The sequence below is a fragment of the Streptomyces sp. BK340 genome (assembly GCF_007827595.1).
GTDB lineage: Bacteria > Actinomycetota > Actinomycetes > Streptomycetales > Streptomycetaceae > Streptomyces.
Window position 1 is genome coordinate 319,716 of record NZ_VISR01000003.1, and the last position, 19,420, is coordinate 339,135.

Genomic DNA, 19,420 nt, shown 5'->3' on the forward strand with positions numbered 1-19,420 from the left:
CCGAGCACGGGGCCCGGAGGGGCTCGCGAGCACGAGGCCTAGGCGGCCCCGTCCGTCGGCCATTCCTCTCCCGCCAGCCACTCCAGCACCGCACCGCCCGCTTCCGCGCCGGCCCAGCTCGCCGCCCTGGCCCGCTGGCCGGGGTGCAGTACGGCGCCGACGGCGAAGACGCCCGGCCGCGAGGTGTGCGGGCTTCCGTCCAGTGTGATGCCGGCCCGGCGCGCGAGTTCGTTCTCGGGGACGAAGTCACCGGTGAAGACGACCGTGTCGCAGGGCAGCGTGGCCGTGCGGCCGTCGCGGTGCCGTAGGCGGACGCCGGACAGCCGGCCGTGGCCGAGGAGTTCGGTGACCGTGGTGTCCGTGAGGAGCGGGACGCGGTGGCCGAGGCGGGCCGACTGGGCGCGCAGCAGCGGTGCTTGGGCGCGAGGCTGATCGGTCAGCAGGGCCACGACCGCCACACCGGCGGTGCGCAGGGTGTCGGCCGCCGAGTAGGAGACCCGCTGCGCGCCGACCACCACCGCGCGGGTGCCGATCGGCTGTCCGAACAGGTGCACCGCCTGCTGGAGTTCGCCACCGGTGTAGACGCCGGCGGGCCGGGTGCCGGGCACCAGCCGGGCCGCGCGGGGGCGTTCACGGGAGCCGGTGGCGAGGACGACGGCCTCGGCCTCGATCGTCTCCGGTCCCTGGGGGCCGACCGTCGTGAGCGTGCGCGGGCCCGCCCAGTCCAGAACCGTCACGCCGGTCCGCAGGACGGCCCCGGTGTGCGCGGCACCCTCGGCGAGCAGCCGGGCGTACTGCGGCCCGGTCAGTCGCCGCACCCAGGTGCCGAAGCCGCCGTGGGCGCAGTGCCGGGGCACTCCCCCGGCCTGTGCGTCCCGCTCCAGCACCTCGACCCGGCCGGCACCGGCGGCGGCCAGCCGGGCCGCGGCCGCGAGTCCGGCGGGACCGGCGCCGACGACCAGGACGTCGACCCTCCGGTGGGCGGTCATGTGCGTGCCTCCTCGAACAACTGCCGTACCGCCGCCCCGCAGTAGAAGCCCTGGCAGCGACCCGCCCGGGCCCGGGTGCGGCGGCGCAGACCGTCCAGAGTACGCGGCGGGATCGTACTCGCGAGCGCGTCGCGGATCTCGCCGCGGGAGACGCGCTCGCAGTGGCAGACGAGGGTGCCGTACTCCGGGTCCGCAGCGATGAGTTCGGGCCGCTGGTGGGGGCGCGGGAAGGCCTCGCCGAGGCTGGGCATGCGGACCGGGTCGAGGTCGCGGGCCGGTCCGGCGTCGAGCCCGGTCCCGGTCAGCAGGCCGACGACGTGTGCGGCGATCGCCAGGGACGCGGTCAGGCCGGTGGAGCGGATGCCACCGACGGTGACGTACGCCTGCCCGGGATGGGCGTGGATGCGGTAGTCCTCGTGTTCGGTGGCCGCGCGCAGCCCGGCGTAGACGGCGGTGACCTCCTCCCGCAGCAGCGCGGGCAGGATGCGGCCGCCCTGCTCCCGCAGCAGCGCGAGGCCTTCGGCGGTGGAGCCGGTGGCCCGCTTGTCGTCCAGGTCCTCGGCGGTGGGGCCGAGCAGGACGTTGCCGTAGACGGTGGGGGCGACCAGGACGCCCTTGCCGAGGGCGGTCGGGACGGGGAGGAGGATGTGCCGGACCAGGGGGCGGGCGAGCTTGTCATGGACGATGAGCTGGCCGCGGCGCGGGGTGACGGTGAAGTCGTCGTGGCCGAGCTCCCGGTCGAGGCTGTCGGCGTGCAGTCCGGCCGCGTTGACCAGGTGGCGGGCGCGCAGGGTGCCTCTGGCGGTGGTCAGGAGGTGCCCTCGGGCGGCGTCCCGGCTCAGCTGCTCCACACGGGTGTTCAGGTGCAGGTCGACGCCGGCTCGGACCGCCTGGGTGGCGTACGCCAGGGTCGTCGTCCACGGGCAGATGATGCTCTCGCCGGGCACGTGCAGGGCGCCGAGCGCGCCGGGGCCGAGGTGCGGTTCGCGGGTGTACAGCTCCTCGGCGCCGAGGAGTCGGGTGTGCGGGTAGTCGTTGCGCTCGGCCTTCTCGGCGAGGCGGGGCAGGGCGGCGAGCTGTTCCTCGTCCCAGGCGACGAGCAGGGCGCCGACCTCTTCGACGGGGATGCCGCACTCGGCGGCGTACGCGGCCAGCCGCTGGTGGCCCTCGCGGACCAGCCGGGCCTCCAGGGTGCCCGGGGTCGCGTCGAAACCGGTGTGCAGGATCGCGGTGTTGGCCTTGGAGGTGCCCTGGCCGACGTCGTCCTGCGCCTCGACCAGCGCGATGCGCAGCCGGGGGTGGCGGGCGAGTTCGCGGGCGACGGCGCAGCCGACGACTCCGGCGCCGACGACCGCCACGTCGTACGTGTGCCCGGGCAGCGGCCCCTGCGCGGTGACCGTCATGAGTCGAGCAGGGCGGCGACCGCGCTGCGGAAGCCGGCCAGGCGTTCGGCGGCCCGGTCGGCCGGGATGCGGGGCTCGTACACGGTGGCGGGCTTCCAGTCGGGCAGGGCGTCTTCCACGCCCAGTGCAGGGTCCGCGCCGAGCCGGGCGAGGGTGGCGGCGCCGAGTGCGGTGGCGTCGCGCAGGGCGGAGACCTCGACGGGGAGTTGCAGCAGGTCGGCCTGGGTCTGCATGAGGAGGGCGGAGCGGGTCAGGCCGCCGTCGACGCGCAGCGCGTCGAGCGGGGTGCCGAGGTCGGCCGCGGCGGCCTCCGCCAGCTCGACGACCTGGGCCGCCACGCCCTCGCACAGGGCGCGCACCAGGTGTCCGGGGCCGGTGTCGAGGCCGAGTCCGGTCAGGGAGCCGCGCAGGTCGCCGCGCCACCAGGGGGCGGCGAGCCCGGCGAGGGCGGGGACGAAGGTGACGCCGCCGCTGTCGGGGACGGCGCCGCCGACCGGGTCGAGGTCGGCGGCCGAGGAGATGACGCCGAGGTCGGTGAGCCAGCGCACGGCGGAGGCGGCCGTGTAGACCTGCCCGTCGAGGCAGTAGCCGGTGTCTTCGGCGAGCCGCCAGGCGACGCAGCTGACCAGGCCGGAGGTGCCGCGCCGCGGGGTTCGGCCGGTGTGTGCGAGCAGGAACGCCCCGGTGCCGTAGGTGCACTTGGCGGCGCCGGGTCCGGTGATCCGCTGGGCGAGCAGGGCCGCCTGCTGGTCGACGGCGAGTCCGGTGAGCGGGATCTCGGGGCCGAACGCGCTGGTGGTGCCCACGGGTTGCGCGTTGTCGACCACCTGCGGGAGCCGTTCGTCCGACAGCCCGTACGCGTCCAGCGCGCGTGGCGACCACTGGACACGGTCGAGGTCGAGCAGCTGGGTGCGGCCGGCGGTGGCCGCGTCGGTGACGAAGGCGCCGGTGAGGCGGTGGACCAGCCAGGCGTCGGAGGTGGTGACGACGCCCTCGCGGGTGAGATGGCGGCGGATCCAGGCCATCTTGGGTGCGGCGAAGTACGGATCGAGGGGCAGACCGGTCAGCTGCCGCAGTTCCTCGGCGTGCTCGGCGAGTCCGGCGCAGACGGTCTCGGCGCGCCGGTCCTGCCAGACGAGGGCCTCGGTCATCGGCCGGCCGGTCGCCGGGTCCCAGGCGAGGACGGTCTCGCCCTGGTTGGCCAGGCCCATCGCCACGACGTCCTCGCCCGCCTCGGCGAGTGCGCGGTGGCCGGCGTCGAGGACCGAGGCGTACAGCTCGGCCGGATCCACCTCGACCAGACCGCCGGGCAGGTGCCGGGGCGTCACATCGGCGAACCCGGCGCCCAGGACCCCTCGTTCGGGGCAGACCACCAGCGCCTTGGTGCCGGACGTGCCCTGGTCGACGGCGAGCACCGGCCCCGTCATCGCATCCTCCCGCACGCCCCTTCGAAGATCGGCGCGAACAGCCTGCCGTCGGGCCGTGTCCGGCGTCAAGCCGGGTCAGACACCGGTCAACTGCCATTCCAGGTAGTTGAGTTGACAACAATGGCAAGGCGGAAGTGACACCCCTATAGTGACCGCCGACCCGCAGGAGGCGCTCGACCACCGCCCAGAGGAGGGCTGTTGCTACCGCACCCCGCCACCCCGCCCGTCCGCTCGCGGACCGGGGCGGGTGGCTGATGGCCAGAGATGGAGCACGCCCCTCGTACGACCCCGCCGGCCACGACGGGCCCTTACGCACCGCCCTCCAGGATCTGCGCACGGGGCGCTGGATGGCGATGCGCGCGCTGCTCGCGGACACCACGAGCTGGTGGCAGTGGACCCAGCGCACCCAGGTCCTCGCGACCGCCGCGGCCGGTACCGACGTGGTGCGGGCCTGGCTCGCGGAGGAGCCGCACAGTGTGCCGGCCACGGTGATGCACGCCCGGGTCGGCGTGGAGCGTGCCCTGCGGGCGCAGCGCGAGGGCCACCGCCGTACGCACGAGTTGTGGATCGAGGCGTGGGACGCCGCGCAGACCGCCAGCCAGACCGCCCCGCACGACCCCGTTCCCTGGGTCTGCCTGCTGGCGCTCGCCCAGCTGGACCCGGAGCAGCGCTGGGACGAGCACCGGGCGCCGCCGCCGGAGCCGATGCTGCCGCCGGGTCCGTGGGGGCTGCTGGCCGAGGCCGGCCGGCGCGACCCGCACAACCGCGAGGCCCACCACCGGATGCTGCAGTTCCTGTACACGATCGGTTCCTCGGGCCGGCTCGCCGAGGCCGCGGGCTACGCCCAGTGGGCGGCCGGTTCGGCGCCGCCCGGGTCTGCGCTGCACCTGCTGCCGCTGTACGTGCGGGTCGAGCGCTACCGGCGCTCCAGCGGCCACGACGCGGCGCTCGACCTGCACTGGGTGGCGGAGGACGCGACCCGCGAGGCGCGGCGCGCGCTGCACTCCTGGTTCGAGCAGACGCCCCGGGCCGAACGCTCGCTGCTGGACCTCAACCATCTGGCGCACGCCCTGTGGGGCGCCCATCAGTTCCCGGACGCGGCCCGGGTGTTCGACGCGATCGGCCCGTACGTCACGCCGCCCCCGTGGATGTACCGCACCCCGGACCGGGGCCGTGCCGTGGAGGTGTTCCTGCAGGCCAGGGACCGCTCTCGCGCGGCCGCCGAGGGCGTCTGACGCCCCTTCCCCTTCCTCACCCCCGGAGGTTCCCGCATGTCCCCCGATCCATCGCCCACGCCCGCCCGGCCGCAGCACGACGAGGAGCGGCGGCTGCGCGAGCTGGGCTACCGCCCGGTGCTGGCCCGCCGCATGGGCGGCTTCGGCAACTTCGCGATCAGCTTCTCGGTGATCTCGATCCTGTCCGGCTGCATGACCCTGTACGGCTTCGGGCTTGGCACCGGCGGGCCCGCCGTGATGCTGTGGGGCTGGGCGGGTGTCGGCCTGTTCGTGCTGTGCGTGGGACTCGCGCTCGCCGAGGTCACCAGCGCCTATCCGACCTCCGGTGCCCTGTACTACATGGCCGACCGGCTCGGCGGCCGGCGCTGGGGCTGGTACACGGGCTGGCTGAATCTGCTCGGTCTGCTCGGCGCGATCGCCGGAATCGACTACGGCGCCGCCCTGTTCACCGGGGCCTTCGCCAACCTCCAGTGGGGCTTCGAGCCGACACCGGGCAGGACCATGCTGATCTTCTGCGCGATCCTGCTGCTGCACGCCGTCCTGAACCTGTTCGGCGTCCGCCTGGTCAGCCTGCTCAACTCGGTCAGCGTCTGGTGGCACCTGGCCGGTGTCGCGCTCATCGTCGGGGCGCTGGCGATCGTCCCGGACCACCACCAGTCGCCGTCCTTCGTGTTCACCAAGTTCGTCAACGACACCGGCTGGTCGAACCCGCTCTATGTGGCCGCGATCGGCCTGCTGCTCGCCCAGTACACGTTCTCCGGGTACGACGCCTCCGCCCACCTCTCAGAGGAGACCTCCAACGCCTCGGTGTGCGCGGCGAAGGGCATCGTCCGGTCCATCTGGGTGTCGTGGATCGCGGGCTTCGTGCTGCTCGCCGGCCTGACCTTCGCCATCCAGGACTACGACGCCACGCGCACCACCGACACCGGTGTGCCGCCCGCGCAGATCCTGCTCGACGGGCTCGGCACCGACGGCGCGAGCGCGCTGCTGCTCGTCGTGATCGTCGCCCAGCTGTTCTGCGGGAACGCCGAGGTGGCCGCGGCCAGCCGCATGGTGTTCGCGTTCAGCCGGGACGGCGCCCTGCCGGGTTCGCACCTGTGGCGCAAGGTGAGCAGCCGCACCCAGACCCCGGTCGCGGCCGTGTGGCTGTCGGTGATCGTCGCGGGCGTCCTGGCCCTGCCGTCCCTGTACTCGGCGACGGCGTACGGCGCGGTCACCGCCATCAACGTCATCGGCATCACCCCCGCCTACGCCATCCCCATCCTGCTCCGGCTGCGCGCGGGCGACCGTTTCCAGCCGGGTCCGTGGCACCTGGGCCGGTGGAGCAGACCGGTCGGCTGGATCGCGGTGGTGTGGGTGGCCTGTGTGACGGTCCTGTTCTGCCTGCCGCAGTCCTCGCCGGTCACCGTCGACACCATGAACTACGCGGCGGTGGCCCTCGCCGTCGTCCTGGTCCTGGCCAGCATCTGGTGGTACGTCGCCCGCCGTTCGTACGGCACGCCCACCACCGCCGCCTACGGCAGCGACCGCGACCAGGCCGAACTCGCCGAGGGCATAGTCTGAGACGTCCGCCCGGCGCACCGGTCCTGGTACGAACCGGTGCGCCGGATACGGCAGGATGAACGATCGCGCCGACCGCCGTTGTCCCGGCGGCGGCGCGATCGCACATTCCGGACATCGAGCAGGTGGCAACGTGACGACACTTCACATCAGGCTCTCCGCAGCAGCTTTGCGCCCCGGAGGTGACCGGTGAACCGCACGCTGACCCTGGACGACCTCGTTCTCGCCGGCATCGCCGTGGCCGCGGGCCTGGTGCTGGCGTTCCTGTCCCGCACGGTGCTGCGCTGGCTGGCCAAGCACGCCAAGCGGACCAAGTGGAGCGGTGACGACGTCATCGTGGACACGCTGCGCTCCGTCGTCCCCTGGGCGGCGATCGTGGGCGGTCTCGCGGCGGCCGCGGCGGTGCTGCCGCTGACCCACACCGTCCAGCACCACACCAACCAGATCCTCCAGGTGTGGCTGATCTTCGTGGTGACCCTGTCCGCGGCCCGGGTCGTGGCGGGTCTGGTCCGCTCGGTCACCCAGTCCCGCTCGGGCGTGGCGGGTTCGGCCACCATCTTCGTCAACATCACCCGGGTCCTGGTCCTGGCCATCGGCTTCCTGGTGGTGCTGCAGACGCTGGGCATCTCCATAGCGCCCCTGCTCACCGCCCTCGGTGTCGGCGGTCTGGCCGTCGCCCTCGCCCTCCAGGACACCCTCGCCAACCTGTTCGCGGGCATCCACATCCTCGCCTCCAAGACCGTCCAGCCGGGCGACTACATCCGGCTGAGCAGCGGTGAGGAGGGGTACGTCGTGGACATCAACTGGCGCCAGACGACGGTCCGCCAGCTGTCCAACAACCTGGTGGTCATCCCCAACGGCCAGCTGGCGAAGACCAACATGACCAACTTCACGCGCCCCGAGCAGCAGTTGACGATCCTGGTGCAGGTGGGCGTGAGCTACGACAGCGATCTGGACCACGTCGAGCGGGTCACGACCGAGGTCATCGCCCAGACCATGACCGAGATCACCGGCGCTCTCCCGGACCACGAGCCCGCCATCCGATTCCACACCTTCGGGGACTCCCGCATCGGCTTCACGGTGATCCTCGGCGTCGGCGAGTTCAGCGACCAGTACCGCATCAAGCACGAGTTCATCAAGCGTCTGCACCGCCGCTACCGCGAGGAGGGCATCCGCATCCCGGCCCCGACCCGGACGGTGGCGCTGCAGCAGGGCGCGGTGGTGATCCCGCAGCAGCGCAGCGGGGAGGACGCGGTGCCGGGTTCGGCCCTGACCGACCAGGGGTGACGGGCGGCCGTGCGGTACGTGGCGGGCGGAGCCGGGCCCGGCTCCGCCCGCCACGGGTGCGTCAGAGCGTCGCCGAGTTCTCGTGCCAGTGGCCGCCGCGTCCGCTGTGCGGGGCCGCGAAGGACGAGCTGACCGGGTTCACCGTCCAGTCGGGGTGGCCGGGCATGCGCGGGGTCTTCGTGCCGTAGAGCCAGTCGCGCAGGAAGCCGGACTGGTCCTGGCCGGTGACCTCCGAGGCGACGGCGATGTAGTCGTCCGTGGACGCCGAGCAGTGGCGGAAGCGCTCCAGGAAGGTGCGCTCGACGGTGTGGAAGACGTCCTCGCCGACCAGCTCCCGGAAGGCGTACAGGACGAGCACGCCGCCCAGATAGCGCTGGCTGTCGAAGAGGTTGACGGCATTGGGCGCGGCGACCGGGCCCGAGTCGTGGCGCCACTGGTCGCCGCGGGCGTAGGTGTCCTTCATCCGGGCCTCCATCGTGGTGAGGCCCAGGGAGTCGGCCCAGCCGCGCTCGTAGCGGTAGAGGAGCCCGTAGAAGTCGGCGTGGCCCTCGTTCAGCCACAGGTCGGCCCACGTGGCGGGGCTGACCAGGTTGCCGAAGTAGGAGTGGACCAGCTCGTGCATCATGTGCGAGCCGATCTTCTTCTCCTCCTGCAGCAGGAAGTTCGGTTTGTACAGGGTGAGGGTCTGGGTCTCGAGACCGGTGAAGTCGAAGGCCTTCGGGTCGTCGGAGTTGCACGGCAGCAGGCCGTACGTCTCGAACGGGAAGGCGCCCAGGCGGTCCTCCAGCCAGGTCACCAGGCCGGGGGTGAGGGCGAGGGCCGGTTCCAGGGCGGCGGCGCGGGCGGTGGGGACGACGTCGCGCAGGGGCAGGCCGTGCGGTCCCTCGCGGTCCTTGATCACGTAGTCGCCGACCGTGATCTGGACGAGTTCGGTGGCGATCGGCGCGGCCGAGCAGTACGAGTAGGCCGTACGGCCGCCGTCCAGCTCCTCGGTGCCGGTGAGCGTGCCGTTGGCGACGCCGCGCAGCCCGTTCGGAACGGTGATGCGGAAGCTGAAGTCCGCCTTGTCCGAGGGGTGGTCGTTGCACGGGAAGACGGTGTGCGCGGAGTTCGGCTGCGGGCAGATCGCGAAGCCGTCCTCGGTGGGGACCCAGGCGGTGTGCGCGAGGGTGCGGCGCGGGTCGGCGGAGTACTCCACGCGGACGGTCGCGACCGCCTTCTCCGGGAGCGGGCAGTCGGGCGTGACGCGCAGCTTCTCGTCCGCCTGCTCCCAGACGGCCTCGCGGCCGCCGACGCGCACGGAGCGTATGTCGAGGCCGAGGGCGTCGAGGGAGAAGCGGGTCAGTGCCCGGTCCATGCGGATGCGCAGGGTGGCGGTGGCGTCGACCAGCCTGGTCGTGGGGTCGTAGGCCAGGTCGAGGTGGTACGCCGACACGCGGTAGCCGTCGTTGCCGAGGGCCGGGAAGACCGGGTCGCCGAGGGTCTCCGGGCCCGGCTCCCCCGTGGGCCTGCCCGGGGCGGCCTGGGCCGGGGAGCCCAGGGCCAGCGCAGCCGTCGTACCGATCAGGACGGCCGCCGGGGCCGTCACTCGGGTGCGATATCTCATCGTCCGCCTTTGCTCGGGCGGCCGGGGGGTCAGGCCCGGCCGCCGGTCGGTGGGCGATCGCGCATGGTCAGTGAGCGATCTTTTGTCATGACCACAGAGGCGGGCATGCGGTTGCACCCGTACGCCATGTTTTCCGGCCAGGACCCCTGTCGAGCCCAGCCCGATCACGAGATATCTTGATGTCGAGCAATGTTGCAGACGTGGAGCGGAGCACCCGGTGACTGACTCGACCATCTTCTACACCTACACAGACGAGGCCCCGGCCCTGGCGACGCATTCGTTCCTGCCGGTGATCCAGGCGTACGCCTCGCAGGCCGGTGTCGCCGTCGACACCCGGGACATCTCGCTGGCCGGGCGCATCATCGCCGTCTTCCCGGAGTACCTGAACGAGGACCAGCGCATCCCCGACGCGCTGTCCGAGCTGGGCGAGCTGGCCAAGACCCCCGAAGCCAACATCATCAAGCTGCCGAACATCTCGGCGTCGATCCCGCAGCTCAAGGCCGCCGTCGCCGAGCTGCAGGGCAAGGGCTACGCGCTGCCGGACTACCCGGACGACCCGAAGACCGACGAGGAGCGCGAGATCCGCGCCCGCTACGACAAGATCAAGGGTTCCGCCGTGAACCCGGTCCTGCGTGAGGGCAACTCCGACCGCCGCGCCCCCGCCTCGGTCAAGAACTACGCCAAGACCCACCCGCACCGCATGGGCGCCTGGAGCTCCGAGTCCAGGACCAACGTGGCGACCATGGGCGAGAACGACTTCCGCTCCACCGAGAAGTCCGTGGTGATCTCCGAGGCCGGCGCCCTGAAGATCGAGCTGGTCGGCGAGGACGGCACCACCACCGTGCTGCGCGAGTCCGTACCGGTCAAGAAGGACGAGGTCGTCGACGCCTCCGTCCTGCACGTCGCCGAGCTGAACAAGTTCCTCGCCGCGCAGGTCGCCCGCGCCAAGGAGGAGGGTGTCCTCTTCTCCGTGCACCTGAAGGCCACGATGATGAAGGTCTCCGACCCGATCATCTTCGGTCACGTCGTGCGCGCCTTCTTCCCGAAGACGTTCGCGAAGTACGGCGAGACGCTCACCGCGGCCGGCCTGTCCCCGAACGACGGTCTGGGCGGCATCCTCAAGGGCCTGGAGAACCTGCCCGAGGGCGCCGAGATCAAGGCTTCCTTCGACGCCGAGCTGACCGAGGGCCCGGCCCTCGCCATGGTCGACTCCGACAAGGGCATCACCAACCTGCACGTGCCGTCCGACGTCATCGTCGACGCCTCCATGCCGGCGATGATCCGCACCTCCGGCCACATGTGGGGCGCGGACGGCCAGGAGCACGACACCCTCGCGGTGATCCCGGACTCCTCCTACGCCGGTGTGTACCAGGCCGTCATCGACGACTGCCGCGCCCACGGCGCCTACGACCCGTCGACCATGGGCTCGGTCCCGAACGTGGGCCTGATGGCGCAGAAGGCCGAGGAGTACGGCTCCCACGACAAGACCTTCGAGATCGCGGCCGCGGGCACGGTCCGCGTCCTCGACCAGGCCGGCAACGTCCTGATCGAGCAGCCGGTCGGCAAGGGCGACATCTTCCGCGCCTGCCAGACCAAGGACGACCCGATCCGCGACTGGGTCAAGCTGGCCGTCACCCGCGCCCGCGCCACCGGCGACCCGGCCGTGTTCTGGCTGGACGAGGGCCGCGCCCACGACGCCAACCTGATCGCCAAGGTGAAGCAGTACCTGCCGGAGCACGACACCGAGGGCCTGGACATCAAGATCCTGTCCCCGGTCGAGGCCACCAAGCTGTCGGTGGAGCGCATCCGCCGCGGCGAGAACACCATCTCGGTCACCGGCAACGTGCTGCGCGACTACCTGACCGACCTGTTCCCGATCCTGGAGCTGGGCACCAGCGCCAAGATGCTGTCGGTCGTCCCGCTGATGGCGGGCGGCGGCCTGTTCGAGACGGGCGCCGGCGGCTCCGCGCCCAAGCACGTCCAGCAGCTCGTCAAGGAGAACTACCTGCGCTGGGACTCGCTCGGTGAGTTCTTCGCCCTGGTGCCCGCCTTCGAGCAGTACGCGGCCACCACCGGCAACAACCGCGCCCAGGTCCTCGCCGACACCCTCGACCGCGCCACGGCGACCTTCCTCAACGAGGACAAGTCCCCGACCCGTCGCGTCGGCGGCATCGACAACCGCGGCAGCCACTTCTACCTGTCCCTGTACTGGGCGCAGGAGCTGGCCGCGCAGACCGACGACGCCGACCTGGCGAAGGCCTTCGCCGCGTTCGCCGAGAACCTCGCGGCGAACGAGGGGACGATCGTCGCCGAGCTGCTCGCGGTCCAGGGCTCCCCGGCCGACATCGGCGGCTACTACCAGCCGGAGAAGGCCAAGGCGGACGCGGTCATGCGCCCGTCGGCCACCTGGAACGAGGCCCTCGCCTCGCTGAGCTGACGCCCGCGGCGCCCGCGCCGCGGCCGTGAGTGAGCACCCGCCCCGGTCGGTACCCCCGGCCGGGGCGGAGCCATGTCCGGGGTGTGTGAACCCTGCGTGACAGGACCCGCGAGAACCTGTCGGGCGAAGCGCGTCCCGGTGAGGATCCTCCCGTCGGCACCAGCCCCCGCCCACGAGAGGCACCCATGACCGAACCGGCCCACTGGGGCGTCAACCTCCCGCTGCCCGCGCACGCCCTGCCCGCGCACCGGCGTACCGTCGAGGCGTTGCCCGATCTCGGTTACACGGACGTGTGGACCGGTGAGGGCGGTGGCGTCGACGCGTTCACGCCGCTCGCCGCGGCGGCCGCCTGGCAGCCTCGGCTGCGGCTGGGGACGGGCGTGGTCCCGGTGTTCACCCGGGGTCCTGGCATCCTCGCCCAGACGGCCGCCGGCCTCGCCGCGCTGGCCGAGGGCCGGGTGCTGCTCGGTGTCGGCGCCTCCGTACCCGCCCACACCACCGCCCTCAACGGCGTCCCGCACGAGCGCCCCCTCGCCCGGGTGCGCGACACGGTCCGCTTCCTGAAGCAGGCGCTGCACGGGCAGGACGTCGGTGTCCTCGTGGGCGCCCTGCGGTCGAGGATGCGGCAGGTGGCGTACGACGACGCGGACGGAGCCGTGCTCAACCTGCTGACCGAGGAGGACCTGCCGAAGGTCCTCGGCGCACCGCGCCCCGGCAAGGAGACGGTGCTCAAGCTGTTCCTGTGCCCGACGCCGGACGCCGCCCACGCCCGCCGGGCGGGCAGGAACTTCCTCGGCTGGATCCTCAACCAGAAGCCGTACCACGCCTTCCACGAGTGGCTCGGGCGTGGCGAGCTGCTCAAGGAGTCGTACGACCGTTTCCACGCCGGCGACCGCGCGGGCGCCGAAGCCACGCTGCCGCCGGAGCTGGTGGACGCCCTGTGGCTGCACGGCGAGCCGGCGGCCGTGCGGGAACGGATCCGCGCTCATCTGCACCCGGCAGTCACCACCGTGGTGCTGTACATCGCCCCGACGCCGGAACTGGCACGGCAGCCCGGGCTGTTGCCGGATCTCCTCGCCCGACTGCGGTGACGCGACGTAGGGTTGCGGCAACATGTCATGTGTGACGTCTTCATGTCACGTTTCGTACAGGCCTGTTCGGTCCTGTACCGCTGGCACCCTGAGCCTGCACCACAGCACGTCGACAACGCCTGGAGCAGCCCGTGACCGAGTCCGCCCCCTCGTTCGAACTCCGGCCCGGCGCCGCCGAATCGCCCGTGCTGCTGCACGTTCCGCATTCCGCGCGGGCGATCCCGGAGGACGTGCGCAAGGGGATCCTCCTCGACGACACGGCGCTCGGGGTGGAGCTGGACCACATCACCGACGCGCACACCGCCAGGATCGCCCAGCGGGCGGTGGAGCTGGCCGGGCTCACCCCCTGGCGGTTCGTCAACCGGCTGTCGCGGCTCGTCGTGGATCCGGAGCGGTTCCCGGACGAGCGGGAGGAGATGCTCGCCGTCGGCATGGGGGCGGTGTACACGCGGACCACGCACCGGGGCGAGCTGCGGGCCGCGGACACCGATCCCGAGCCCCTGGTCGAGCGGTACTTCCGGCCCTACGCGCGGGCGATGACGGAGGCGGTGGCGGGGCGGCTCGCCGCGACCGGGCGGGCGGTGGTGATCGACGTCCACTCCTACCCGAGCCGGCCGCTGCCGTACGAGCTGCACGGGACGGGTCCGCGGCCGCCCGTGTGCATCGGCACGGACGCCTTCCACACACCGCCCGAGCTGCGGGAGGCGGCGCGGAAGGCGTTCTCCGCGTGCGGGGACACCGGGCTGGACAGTCCCTTCGGCGGAACATACGTACCGCTGGAGTACTACGGGCGCGACCAGCGGGTGAGCGCGCTGATGGTGGAGATCCGGCGGGACACCTACATGACCGAGCCGGGCGGGCCGGCCGGACCGGGTCTGGAGGGTCTCGCCGCCGCGCTGGCCGCGCTCGTCGACGCCTTGTAGGCCTCCCGGCCGGAGCACTCCCGCGACCGAGGAGACCGCACCCGCCGGCCAGGTCCGGTGATCCGGTTCAGGCCCGCAGCCACTCCGTGACGATCACCTCGCCGCCGGTCCGCAGCCGCAGGGCGAACGGGCCGGCGGGCGGCTGCTCGCTGGTGAAGCGGCCGAGGGTGTCGACCGTGACCGGCCGGGCCGTCTGCGGGCCGCCCAGCACCTCGATGCGCGCCGACTGGGGCGGCAGCACCTGGCCGATCAGCCCCTCCCCGGTGACCTCGACGTCGACGGTCAGCCCGCCCGCGCGGAAGGTCAGCATCCGCGGGGCGTCCGGCACTCCCCTGACCGGCAGCGCGTCCACGAGCGAGTCGAAGGTCAGCTCGGCGATCCGGGCGTCCAGGTCGTGCAACGCATACGCCTCGAGGGCCAGTTGGCGCAGCTCGGCGGGAACGGGGTCCAGCACGGCGGCCGCCTGGCGCAGCTCCTCCTCCAGCAGATCGCCGTCGAACCCCGGGTCGTCGAAGTCCTCTTCGGGAAATCCGTTCCCGTGCACGCCGCTCATGCCGCCCCCCGTGCGTCCAGTCGGGCCCGCAGCCGGCGCAGACAGCGCTGGCGCAGGGGCCCGATGCTGCCGACCGCGATACCGAGCGCGGCCGACACCTCCAGATAGCTCGGCGGCGGCGAGGCCATCAGCACCCGCAGCAGCTGCCTGCACCGCTCGCCGAGCGCCTCGAACTCCTGCCACAGCCGGCGGATCCGCTCGGCCTGGTCCGCCTCCTCTTCGGCGTCGATCAGCGTCTGCTCGGGGGTCCGCTCCTCGCTCGCCCGGTCCAGCACCTGCGGATCGTCCGTGAGCGTCAGCCGCGTCAGCCCTTTGAGCACCTTCAGGCACTCGTGCCGGGCCGTACTGGCCAGCCAGGCGCCCGCCTTGTCGGGCTCCCGGAGCCGGCCGAGGTGCTGGGCGAAACGGAACCACGTGGTCTGGTAGACCTCGTGCCCGTCCGCGTCCGAGAGCCGGTGCGCGCGCACCACCGACCACACCAGCGGACTCATCCCTTCCACCAGCGCCTTCCAGGCCGCGGCGTCGCCGTCGACGGCAGACCGGACCAGCGCCCCGACCTCTGTACGGTCCACGGCTCCACCCCTCGTGTACGGCACGTCATCGTACGCCGTGGAGCGGAGGGTTCCGGCCCTCATGCGGGCCCGGCCGGGGTCGCGACCTGAACCGGGCGCCAGGTGGGCGGCCGCAGCGCCGGGACATGCGCCCCGCGCACCTCGGCGGATTCCGTGAGGGAAGCGAGCAGTTGTGCGCGGGCCGCGCGCGGGTCGCGCTCCTTGTGAGCCGTCATGTGGGCGGCGACGAGCGCGGCGACGGCCGGGGTGGCGAACGAGGTGCCGCTCCACTGTGCGAGACCGTCGAACATGACCTGGTCGGGCTTGGCCGCGCTGCTCTCGCCCGGGTCGCTCAACACGCCGGTGTGGCGCGGGTACTGGCAGGTGCAGGCGTAGGTGGCGCCGAACCGGCAGGCGTCGTAGGTGGAGTGCTGGTACACGTACGGCACCGGGACGTCGAAGCCGGTGAGGGCACTGGTCAGGCGCTCACCCGGGGCGTAGACGTGCACCCAGGGGCCGTGGTTGCTGAAGCAGGCGCCCGACTCGCCGTCCCCGCGCAGCGCGCCGACCGACAGCACACTGTCCGCGTACTCCGGCAGGGCTCCGTAGGCGGCGGGCCAGAACGGGGCGTCGCTGCCGTTGTTGCCCGCGGCGGCCACCAGCAGCGTGCGCTGCTCACGGAGTTCGCGCATGAACGCCTCGAGACCGATGAGGCTTTCACCCGACCCGGTGGTGGTGCCCGCGGAGAGGCTGATGATGTCGGGCCAGCCGCCCTCGTCGACGGCCTCGAACAGCTTCGCGCCGAACTCCGACTCCAGCATGGCGCCCACGTCGCCGAGGGTGCCCCGCACGGTGACGTCGGTGTTGGGCGCGACCGCCGCGACGATCCCGGCGATGAACGTGCCGTGGCCGACGTACTGCCGGAGCACTCCGTCGGGGCCGGTCTCGGTCACCTGCGGATCGCCCGTGGTGTGGGCGAGGAGCGGGTAGGACCGGTAGTCGTGCACCAGACCGGTGTCGATGACGAGGACGCCGACGGCGGTGTCCGGGTCGTGGAGGCTCTCCTGGGACGCCGGGTTGGGCGGCTCGCTGCGCGGCGCGGGCACGGGCTCGTCACCGGGGCAGGCGTTGACCGGGGCGATGTGGATCACGTGGTTGCGGCGGACCAGCCGGCGTCCCTGGCGTCCCTCGGCCTCCCGGAGGGCGCGCAGGGCGTGCGGGACGACGTCGTCGCCCTGGGCGGGGTCGCCGACCCGGATGCGGGTGACGCCGGTGCGGTTGGTGTCCGGGCCGGTGCGGCGCACGTGGTCGGGGACCAGGCCCCGGGTGTCGGTGAAATGGGTGCGCACGGTGTCCTCGACCAGCCGGGCCTCCTCACCGTCGCGGGCGAGGACGACACCCTTCTCGTAGAGGAAGTGGGCGTCGTCGTCCGGGCCCATGGCCAGCGGCACGTCGGGCATCGAGCGCTGGATGTGGTGGAACTGCTCGTGGAATCGCTGTGGTGCCATGGTGTGTCCTCCCCCTGAGACAGTGCTCCGACAGTCAGAGTCGCCCGTCGACCGATTGATACAGCCCGCACGTACGCGCGGTACAGCCCGAGGAGACCACGGAGAACCCGTGTGACGAGTTTGCCCAGGCCACTACCATGCGAGGGGTGACAGCGGGAAGCGAGTCGGTTCTTCAACTGCTGCCGATGGTGTTCGCCGACCCGGGCGAGGCCCGGGCACGCGCGGATCACGTACTGCACACCGATCCGTCGCCGCTGCACGCCAGCGTCGCGCATCAGGTACTGGGCATCTGGCAGCGGGACTTCGGCGATCTGAAGATCGCCCTGCGGCATCTGCGCCGGGCCCGGGACCTCGCCGCACGCGCCGAGTCGGCCGAGCGGGAGGCGGACGTGCTCGCCACGCTGGGGGTCGCACTGGTGCACGCGGGGCGCACGCGACAGGGGCTGGCGTCCTTCGAGCAGGGTGTCGCGAGGGGCAGCGGACACACCAGGGCACGGGTGCTGTACCGGCGGGCCTATGTGTGGTGGGTGCTGGGGCATCACCGGGAGTCCCTGGAGGACGTACGGCGGGCGCTTCCGGTGCTGCGGCACGCGGACGACGGCATCTGGACCGCGCGGGCGCTGACCCTGCGGGCCACGGTGCATCTGGCCCAGGGCGCGGTGGACCGGGCGGTCGCGGACTTCACGGCCGCCGAGCGGCTGTGGGAGACCACCGGCCAGGAGCACGACAAGGCGGACGCCGTGGAGAGCCGGGGCCTCGCCGCGTTCCGGTCGGGGGACATCCCGGCGGCGCTGCGGCTGCTGGACGAGGCCGAGGAGCGGTACGGCAAGCTCGGCACGCCCACGTTCATGCTGTCCATCCGGCGCTGCGAGGTGCTGATGGCGGCGGGACTCGCCCCCGAGGCGCTCGCGGAGGCGGACACGGCGATCGCGCTGCTGGACCGGATGGGCGGGCAGTCCACCCGCAAGGCCGAGCTGCTGCTGGCGGCCGCCCGTGCCGCCCGCTCGGCCGGGGACCCGGAAACCGCCATCGCCCGCGCCGCCCATGCCGTACGGCTGTTCGCGGGGCAGCGGCGGACCTGGTGGGAGACACATGCCCGGCTGGTGCTGATCGAGGCGCGGACGGCCGCCGGGCGCGGCTCGCGGCGAATGGTCGCGGACGCGGCGGCGGTCGCCGAGCGGCTGGCCTCCTTCGGCTCGCCCGCGGCGCCCGAGGCCTCCCTGCTCGCCGGCCGGATCGCGCTCGCGCTCGGCCGGACGGACGAGGCGGAGCGACACCTGGCGGTCGCCGCGCGCAGCCGGCACGCCGGCCCCCCGCCGGCCCGTGTGACGGGCTGGGCCGCGCAGGCGCTGCGGGCCCGGGCGGCCGGTTCCGGGCGCGGCGTGCTGGAGGCCTGCCGGCGCGGCCTGGCCGTCCTCGACGACCACCGGATGACGCTCGGCGCCTCCGAGCTGCGGGCCCGCGCCACCGCCCAGGGCGCTGAACTCGCCGCGCTCGCCCAGGAGGCGAGCCTGGTGAACGGCGGTCCGCGGCGGCTGCTGGAGTGGAGCGAGCGCTGGCGGGCCACCGTGCTGTCCGCACCGCCCGCCCGGCCGCCCGCGGATCCGGTGCTGCTCGGCAGCCTGACCGCCTACCGGGAGATAGCCGCCCGCGCGGGGGAGGCACGCCGGGAGGGCCGTCCGGTCCCGGCCCTGGACCGTGAACAGCGGCGGCTGGAAAGGGAGATCCGCTCCCGCACCCACCACATGCGCGGCGACGGCCCGGGCGGGGGCGACCGCTTCGACGCGGGCCGCCTGCTGGACCGGCTGGGCGAGGCGCTGCTGGTCGAACTCGCCGTCGTGGACGGTCAGGTGCACATCCTGCTGTGCGGGCAGGGCCGGGTACGACGGTTCCCGGGCGGCCGGCTCGCGGAGGCGGTGGCCGAGGCCGAGCACGTACAGGCCGGGCTGCGCCGCCTGGCCCACCCCGGAGGAGAGGCGCGGCTGCCGCTGGTGGAGGCGGCGGGCCGGCGTCTGCAGGAGCTGCTGCTGGGCGGTGCCGTACCGCACCTCGGGTCCGGGCCGGTGGTGATCGTGCCGCCCGGCGCGCTGCACCGGGTGCCGTGGGCGCTGCTGCCCGCGCTGCGGGAGCGGGTGCTCAGCGTGTCCCCGTCGGCGGGCAGCTGGCTGCGGGCCCGGGAGACCGAGCCGCCGCCCGGCGGCCGGCACGTCCTGGTGCGCGGCCCCGGCCTCGCCACCGGCGGCGCCGAGGTGCCCGAACTGGCCGACCGGTACGGCACGGCGAAGGTCCTGGAGGGCGAGGCGGCTCAGGTTCCCCAGGTGCTGGAGGATCTCGACGGCGCGGCCCTCGCGCACCTGGCCGCGCACGGCACGTTCCGGGCCGACAGCCCCCTGTTCTCGGCCCTCCGGATGGCCGACGGACCGCTGATCGTGCACGACTTCGAGCGCCTCGCCCGCAGCCCGTACCGGATCATCCTCTCCAGCTGCGACACCGCCCGCCTCGCCTCGGTCGGCGCCGACGAACTCCTCGGTCTGGTGACGGCGTTGCTCCCGCTGGGCACGGCCGGAGTCGTGGCGAGCAGCGCACCCGTCAACGACGCCGCGGTGGTCCCCCTGATGCTCGCCCTCCACAAGGGCCTCGACGCGGGCCTGAGCCTGGCCGAGGCCCTGCGCGACGCCCGCGCCGCGCAGCCGGGCGACCCGGTCCACCAGGCGACGGGGTGGGCGTTCGCGGCGTTCGGGGCGGCGTGAGGGCGGTGCGTCGGCAGCCGACGGTGGCGCGGTCAAGGGGCGCAGGGCTGCGTTGATCCGCTGCTCCGCCGCGTGGGCGCGACCCGTCACGCCGAAGCCG

At 73.2% G+C, this 19,420-nt stretch carries 13 protein-coding genes and 1 pseudogene; 7 read left to right on the forward strand and 7 right to left on the reverse strand.

Annotated elements, in window-relative coordinates; genetic code table 11:
- Positions 1-50: 50 nt before the first annotated feature.
- The 3 genes and pseudogenes from FB157_RS07825 to FB157_RS07835 all read right to left on the reverse strand — a co-directional run.
- A pseudogene (locus FB157_RS07825) lies at positions 51-989 on the reverse strand (FAD-dependent oxidoreductase); the annotation flags it as partial.
- Positions 986-2,392 (reverse strand): FAD-dependent oxidoreductase, encoded by a 1,407-nt coding sequence (locus tag FB157_RS07830; RefSeq protein ID WP_145877325.1) that lies wholly within the window; start codon positions 2,390-2,392, stop codon positions 986-988. The gene FB157_RS07830 and the pseudogene FB157_RS07825, both read right to left, overlap by 4 nt.
- Positions 2,389-3,819 carry an FGGY family carbohydrate kinase gene (locus tag FB157_RS07835; protein WP_145877327.1) on the reverse strand — a complete coding sequence of 477 codons (1,431 nt, stop codon included), beginning with the start codon at positions 3,817-3,819 and terminating at the stop codon, positions 2,389-2,391. Before FB157_RS07835 ends, FB157_RS07830 begins: the two co-directional genes overlap by 4 nt.
- A gap of 254 nt (positions 3,820-4,073) precedes the next feature.
- On the opposite strand from FB157_RS07835, the gene FB157_RS07840 reads away from it, so the two are divergent.
- The 3 genes from FB157_RS07840 (at position 4,074) to FB157_RS07850 (ending at position 7,901) form a co-directional block, all read left to right on the forward strand.
- Positions 4,074-5,054: a hypothetical protein gene (locus FB157_RS07840; RefSeq protein ID WP_145877328.1), complete on the forward strand. Its 981-nt coding sequence runs from the start codon at positions 4,074-4,076 to the stop codon at positions 5,052-5,054.
- Between the two features lie 36 nt (positions 5,055-5,090).
- Positions 5,091-6,617: an amino acid permease gene (locus tag FB157_RS07845; RefSeq protein WP_145877330.1), complete on the forward strand. Its 1,527-nt coding sequence runs from the start codon at positions 5,091-5,093 to the stop codon at positions 6,615-6,617.
- 186 nt (positions 6,618-6,803) lie between these two features.
- Positions 6,804-7,901 carry a mechanosensitive ion channel family protein gene (locus tag FB157_RS07850; protein ID WP_145877332.1) on the forward strand — a complete coding sequence of 366 codons (1,098 nt, stop codon included), beginning with the start codon at positions 6,804-6,806 and terminating at the stop codon, positions 7,899-7,901.
- Positions 7,902-7,962: 61 nt separating this feature from the next.
- Here the strand turns inward: FB157_RS07850 and FB157_RS07855 are convergent, their stop codons facing one another.
- Positions 7,963-9,507 carry a M1 family metallopeptidase gene (locus tag FB157_RS07855; protein WP_145877333.1) on the reverse strand — a complete coding sequence of 515 codons (1,545 nt, stop codon included), beginning with the start codon at positions 9,505-9,507 and terminating at the stop codon, positions 7,963-7,965.
- Positions 9,508-9,724: 217 nt separating this feature from the next.
- On the opposite strand from FB157_RS07855, the gene FB157_RS07860 reads away from it, so the two are divergent.
- From FB157_RS07860 to FB157_RS07870, 3 genes are all read left to right on the forward strand, one after another.
- Entirely contained in the window at positions 9,725-11,944 is a 2,220-nt protein-coding gene (locus FB157_RS07860; RefSeq protein ID WP_145877335.1) for an NADP-dependent isocitrate dehydrogenase, read from the forward strand.
- Between the two features lie 185 nt (positions 11,945-12,129).
- A complete protein-coding gene (locus tag FB157_RS07865) occupies positions 12,130-13,035 on the forward strand; it encodes an LLM class flavin-dependent oxidoreductase (protein WP_145877337.1) in 906 nt (301 codons plus the stop codon).
- 131 nt (positions 13,036-13,166) lie between these two features.
- Positions 13,167-13,958: an N-formylglutamate amidohydrolase gene (locus FB157_RS07870; protein ID WP_145877339.1), complete on the forward strand. Its 792-nt coding sequence runs from the start codon at positions 13,167-13,169 to the stop codon at positions 13,956-13,958.
- A 67-nt stretch (positions 13,959-14,025) separates the two neighbouring features.
- On the opposite strand, the gene FB157_RS07875 is transcribed toward FB157_RS07870, so the two are convergent.
- From FB157_RS07875 to FB157_RS07885, 3 genes are read right to left on the reverse strand one after another with little or no spacing between them, the layout of a single operon-like run.
- Complete coding sequence (locus FB157_RS07875; RefSeq protein WP_186581397.1) at positions 14,026-14,511, reverse strand: hypothetical protein; 486 nt, start codon at positions 14,509-14,511, stop codon at positions 14,026-14,028.
- On the reverse strand, positions 14,508-15,146 hold the full coding sequence (locus FB157_RS07880) for an RNA polymerase sigma factor (protein WP_186581398.1): 639 nt from the start codon (positions 15,144-15,146) through the stop codon (positions 14,508-14,510). Before FB157_RS07880 ends, FB157_RS07875 begins: the two co-directional genes overlap by 4 nt.
- Positions 15,143-16,570 (reverse strand): S8/S53 family peptidase, encoded by a 1,428-nt coding sequence (locus FB157_RS07885; RefSeq protein ID WP_145877343.1) that lies wholly within the window; start codon positions 16,568-16,570, stop codon positions 15,143-15,145. Before FB157_RS07885 ends, FB157_RS07880 begins: the two co-directional genes overlap by 4 nt.
- Before the next feature lie 137 nt (positions 16,571-16,707).
- On the opposite strand from FB157_RS07885, the gene FB157_RS07890 reads away from it, so the two are divergent.
- A complete protein-coding gene (locus FB157_RS07890; RefSeq protein ID WP_145877344.1) occupies positions 16,708-19,320 on the forward strand; it encodes a CHAT domain-containing protein in 2,613 nt (870 codons plus the stop codon).
- The last annotated feature ends 100 nt before the right edge of the window (positions 19,321-19,420 follow it).

Coding starts and splice junctions, on each gene's coding strand:
- FB157_RS07830 (WP_145877325.1), bottom strand. CDS start 2,392: ATGACGGTCACCGCGCAGGGGCCGCTGCCCGGGCACACGTACGACGTG.
- FB157_RS07835 (WP_145877327.1), bottom strand. CDS start 3,819: ATGACGGGGCCGGTGCTCGCCGTCGACCAGGGCACGTCCGGCACCAAG.
- FB157_RS07840 (WP_145877328.1), top strand. CDS start 4,074: ATGGCCAGAGATGGAGCACGCCCCTCGTACGACCCCGCCGGCCACGAC.
- FB157_RS07845 (WP_145877330.1), top strand. CDS start 5,091: ATGTCCCCCGATCCATCGCCCACGCCCGCCCGGCCGCAGCACGACGAG.
- FB157_RS07855 (WP_145877333.1), bottom strand. CDS start 9,507: ATGAGATATCGCACCCGAGTGACGGCCCCGGCGGCCGTCCTGATCGGT.
- FB157_RS07865 (WP_145877337.1), top strand. CDS start 12,130: ATGACCGAACCGGCCCACTGGGGCGTCAACCTCCCGCTGCCCGCGCAC.
- FB157_RS07875 (WP_186581397.1), bottom strand. CDS start 14,511: ATGAGCGGCGTGCACGGGAACGGATTTCCCGAAGAGGACTTCGACGAC.
- FB157_RS07880 (WP_186581398.1), bottom strand. CDS start 15,146: ATGAGGGCCGGAACCCTCCGCTCCACGGCGTACGATGACGTGCCGTAC.
- FB157_RS07885 (WP_145877343.1), bottom strand. CDS start 16,570: ATGGCACCACAGCGATTCCACGAGCAGTTCCACCACATCCAGCGCTCG.
- FB157_RS07890 (WP_145877344.1), top strand. CDS start 16,708: ATGCGAGGGGTGACAGCGGGAAGCGAGTCGGTTCTTCAACTGCTGCCG.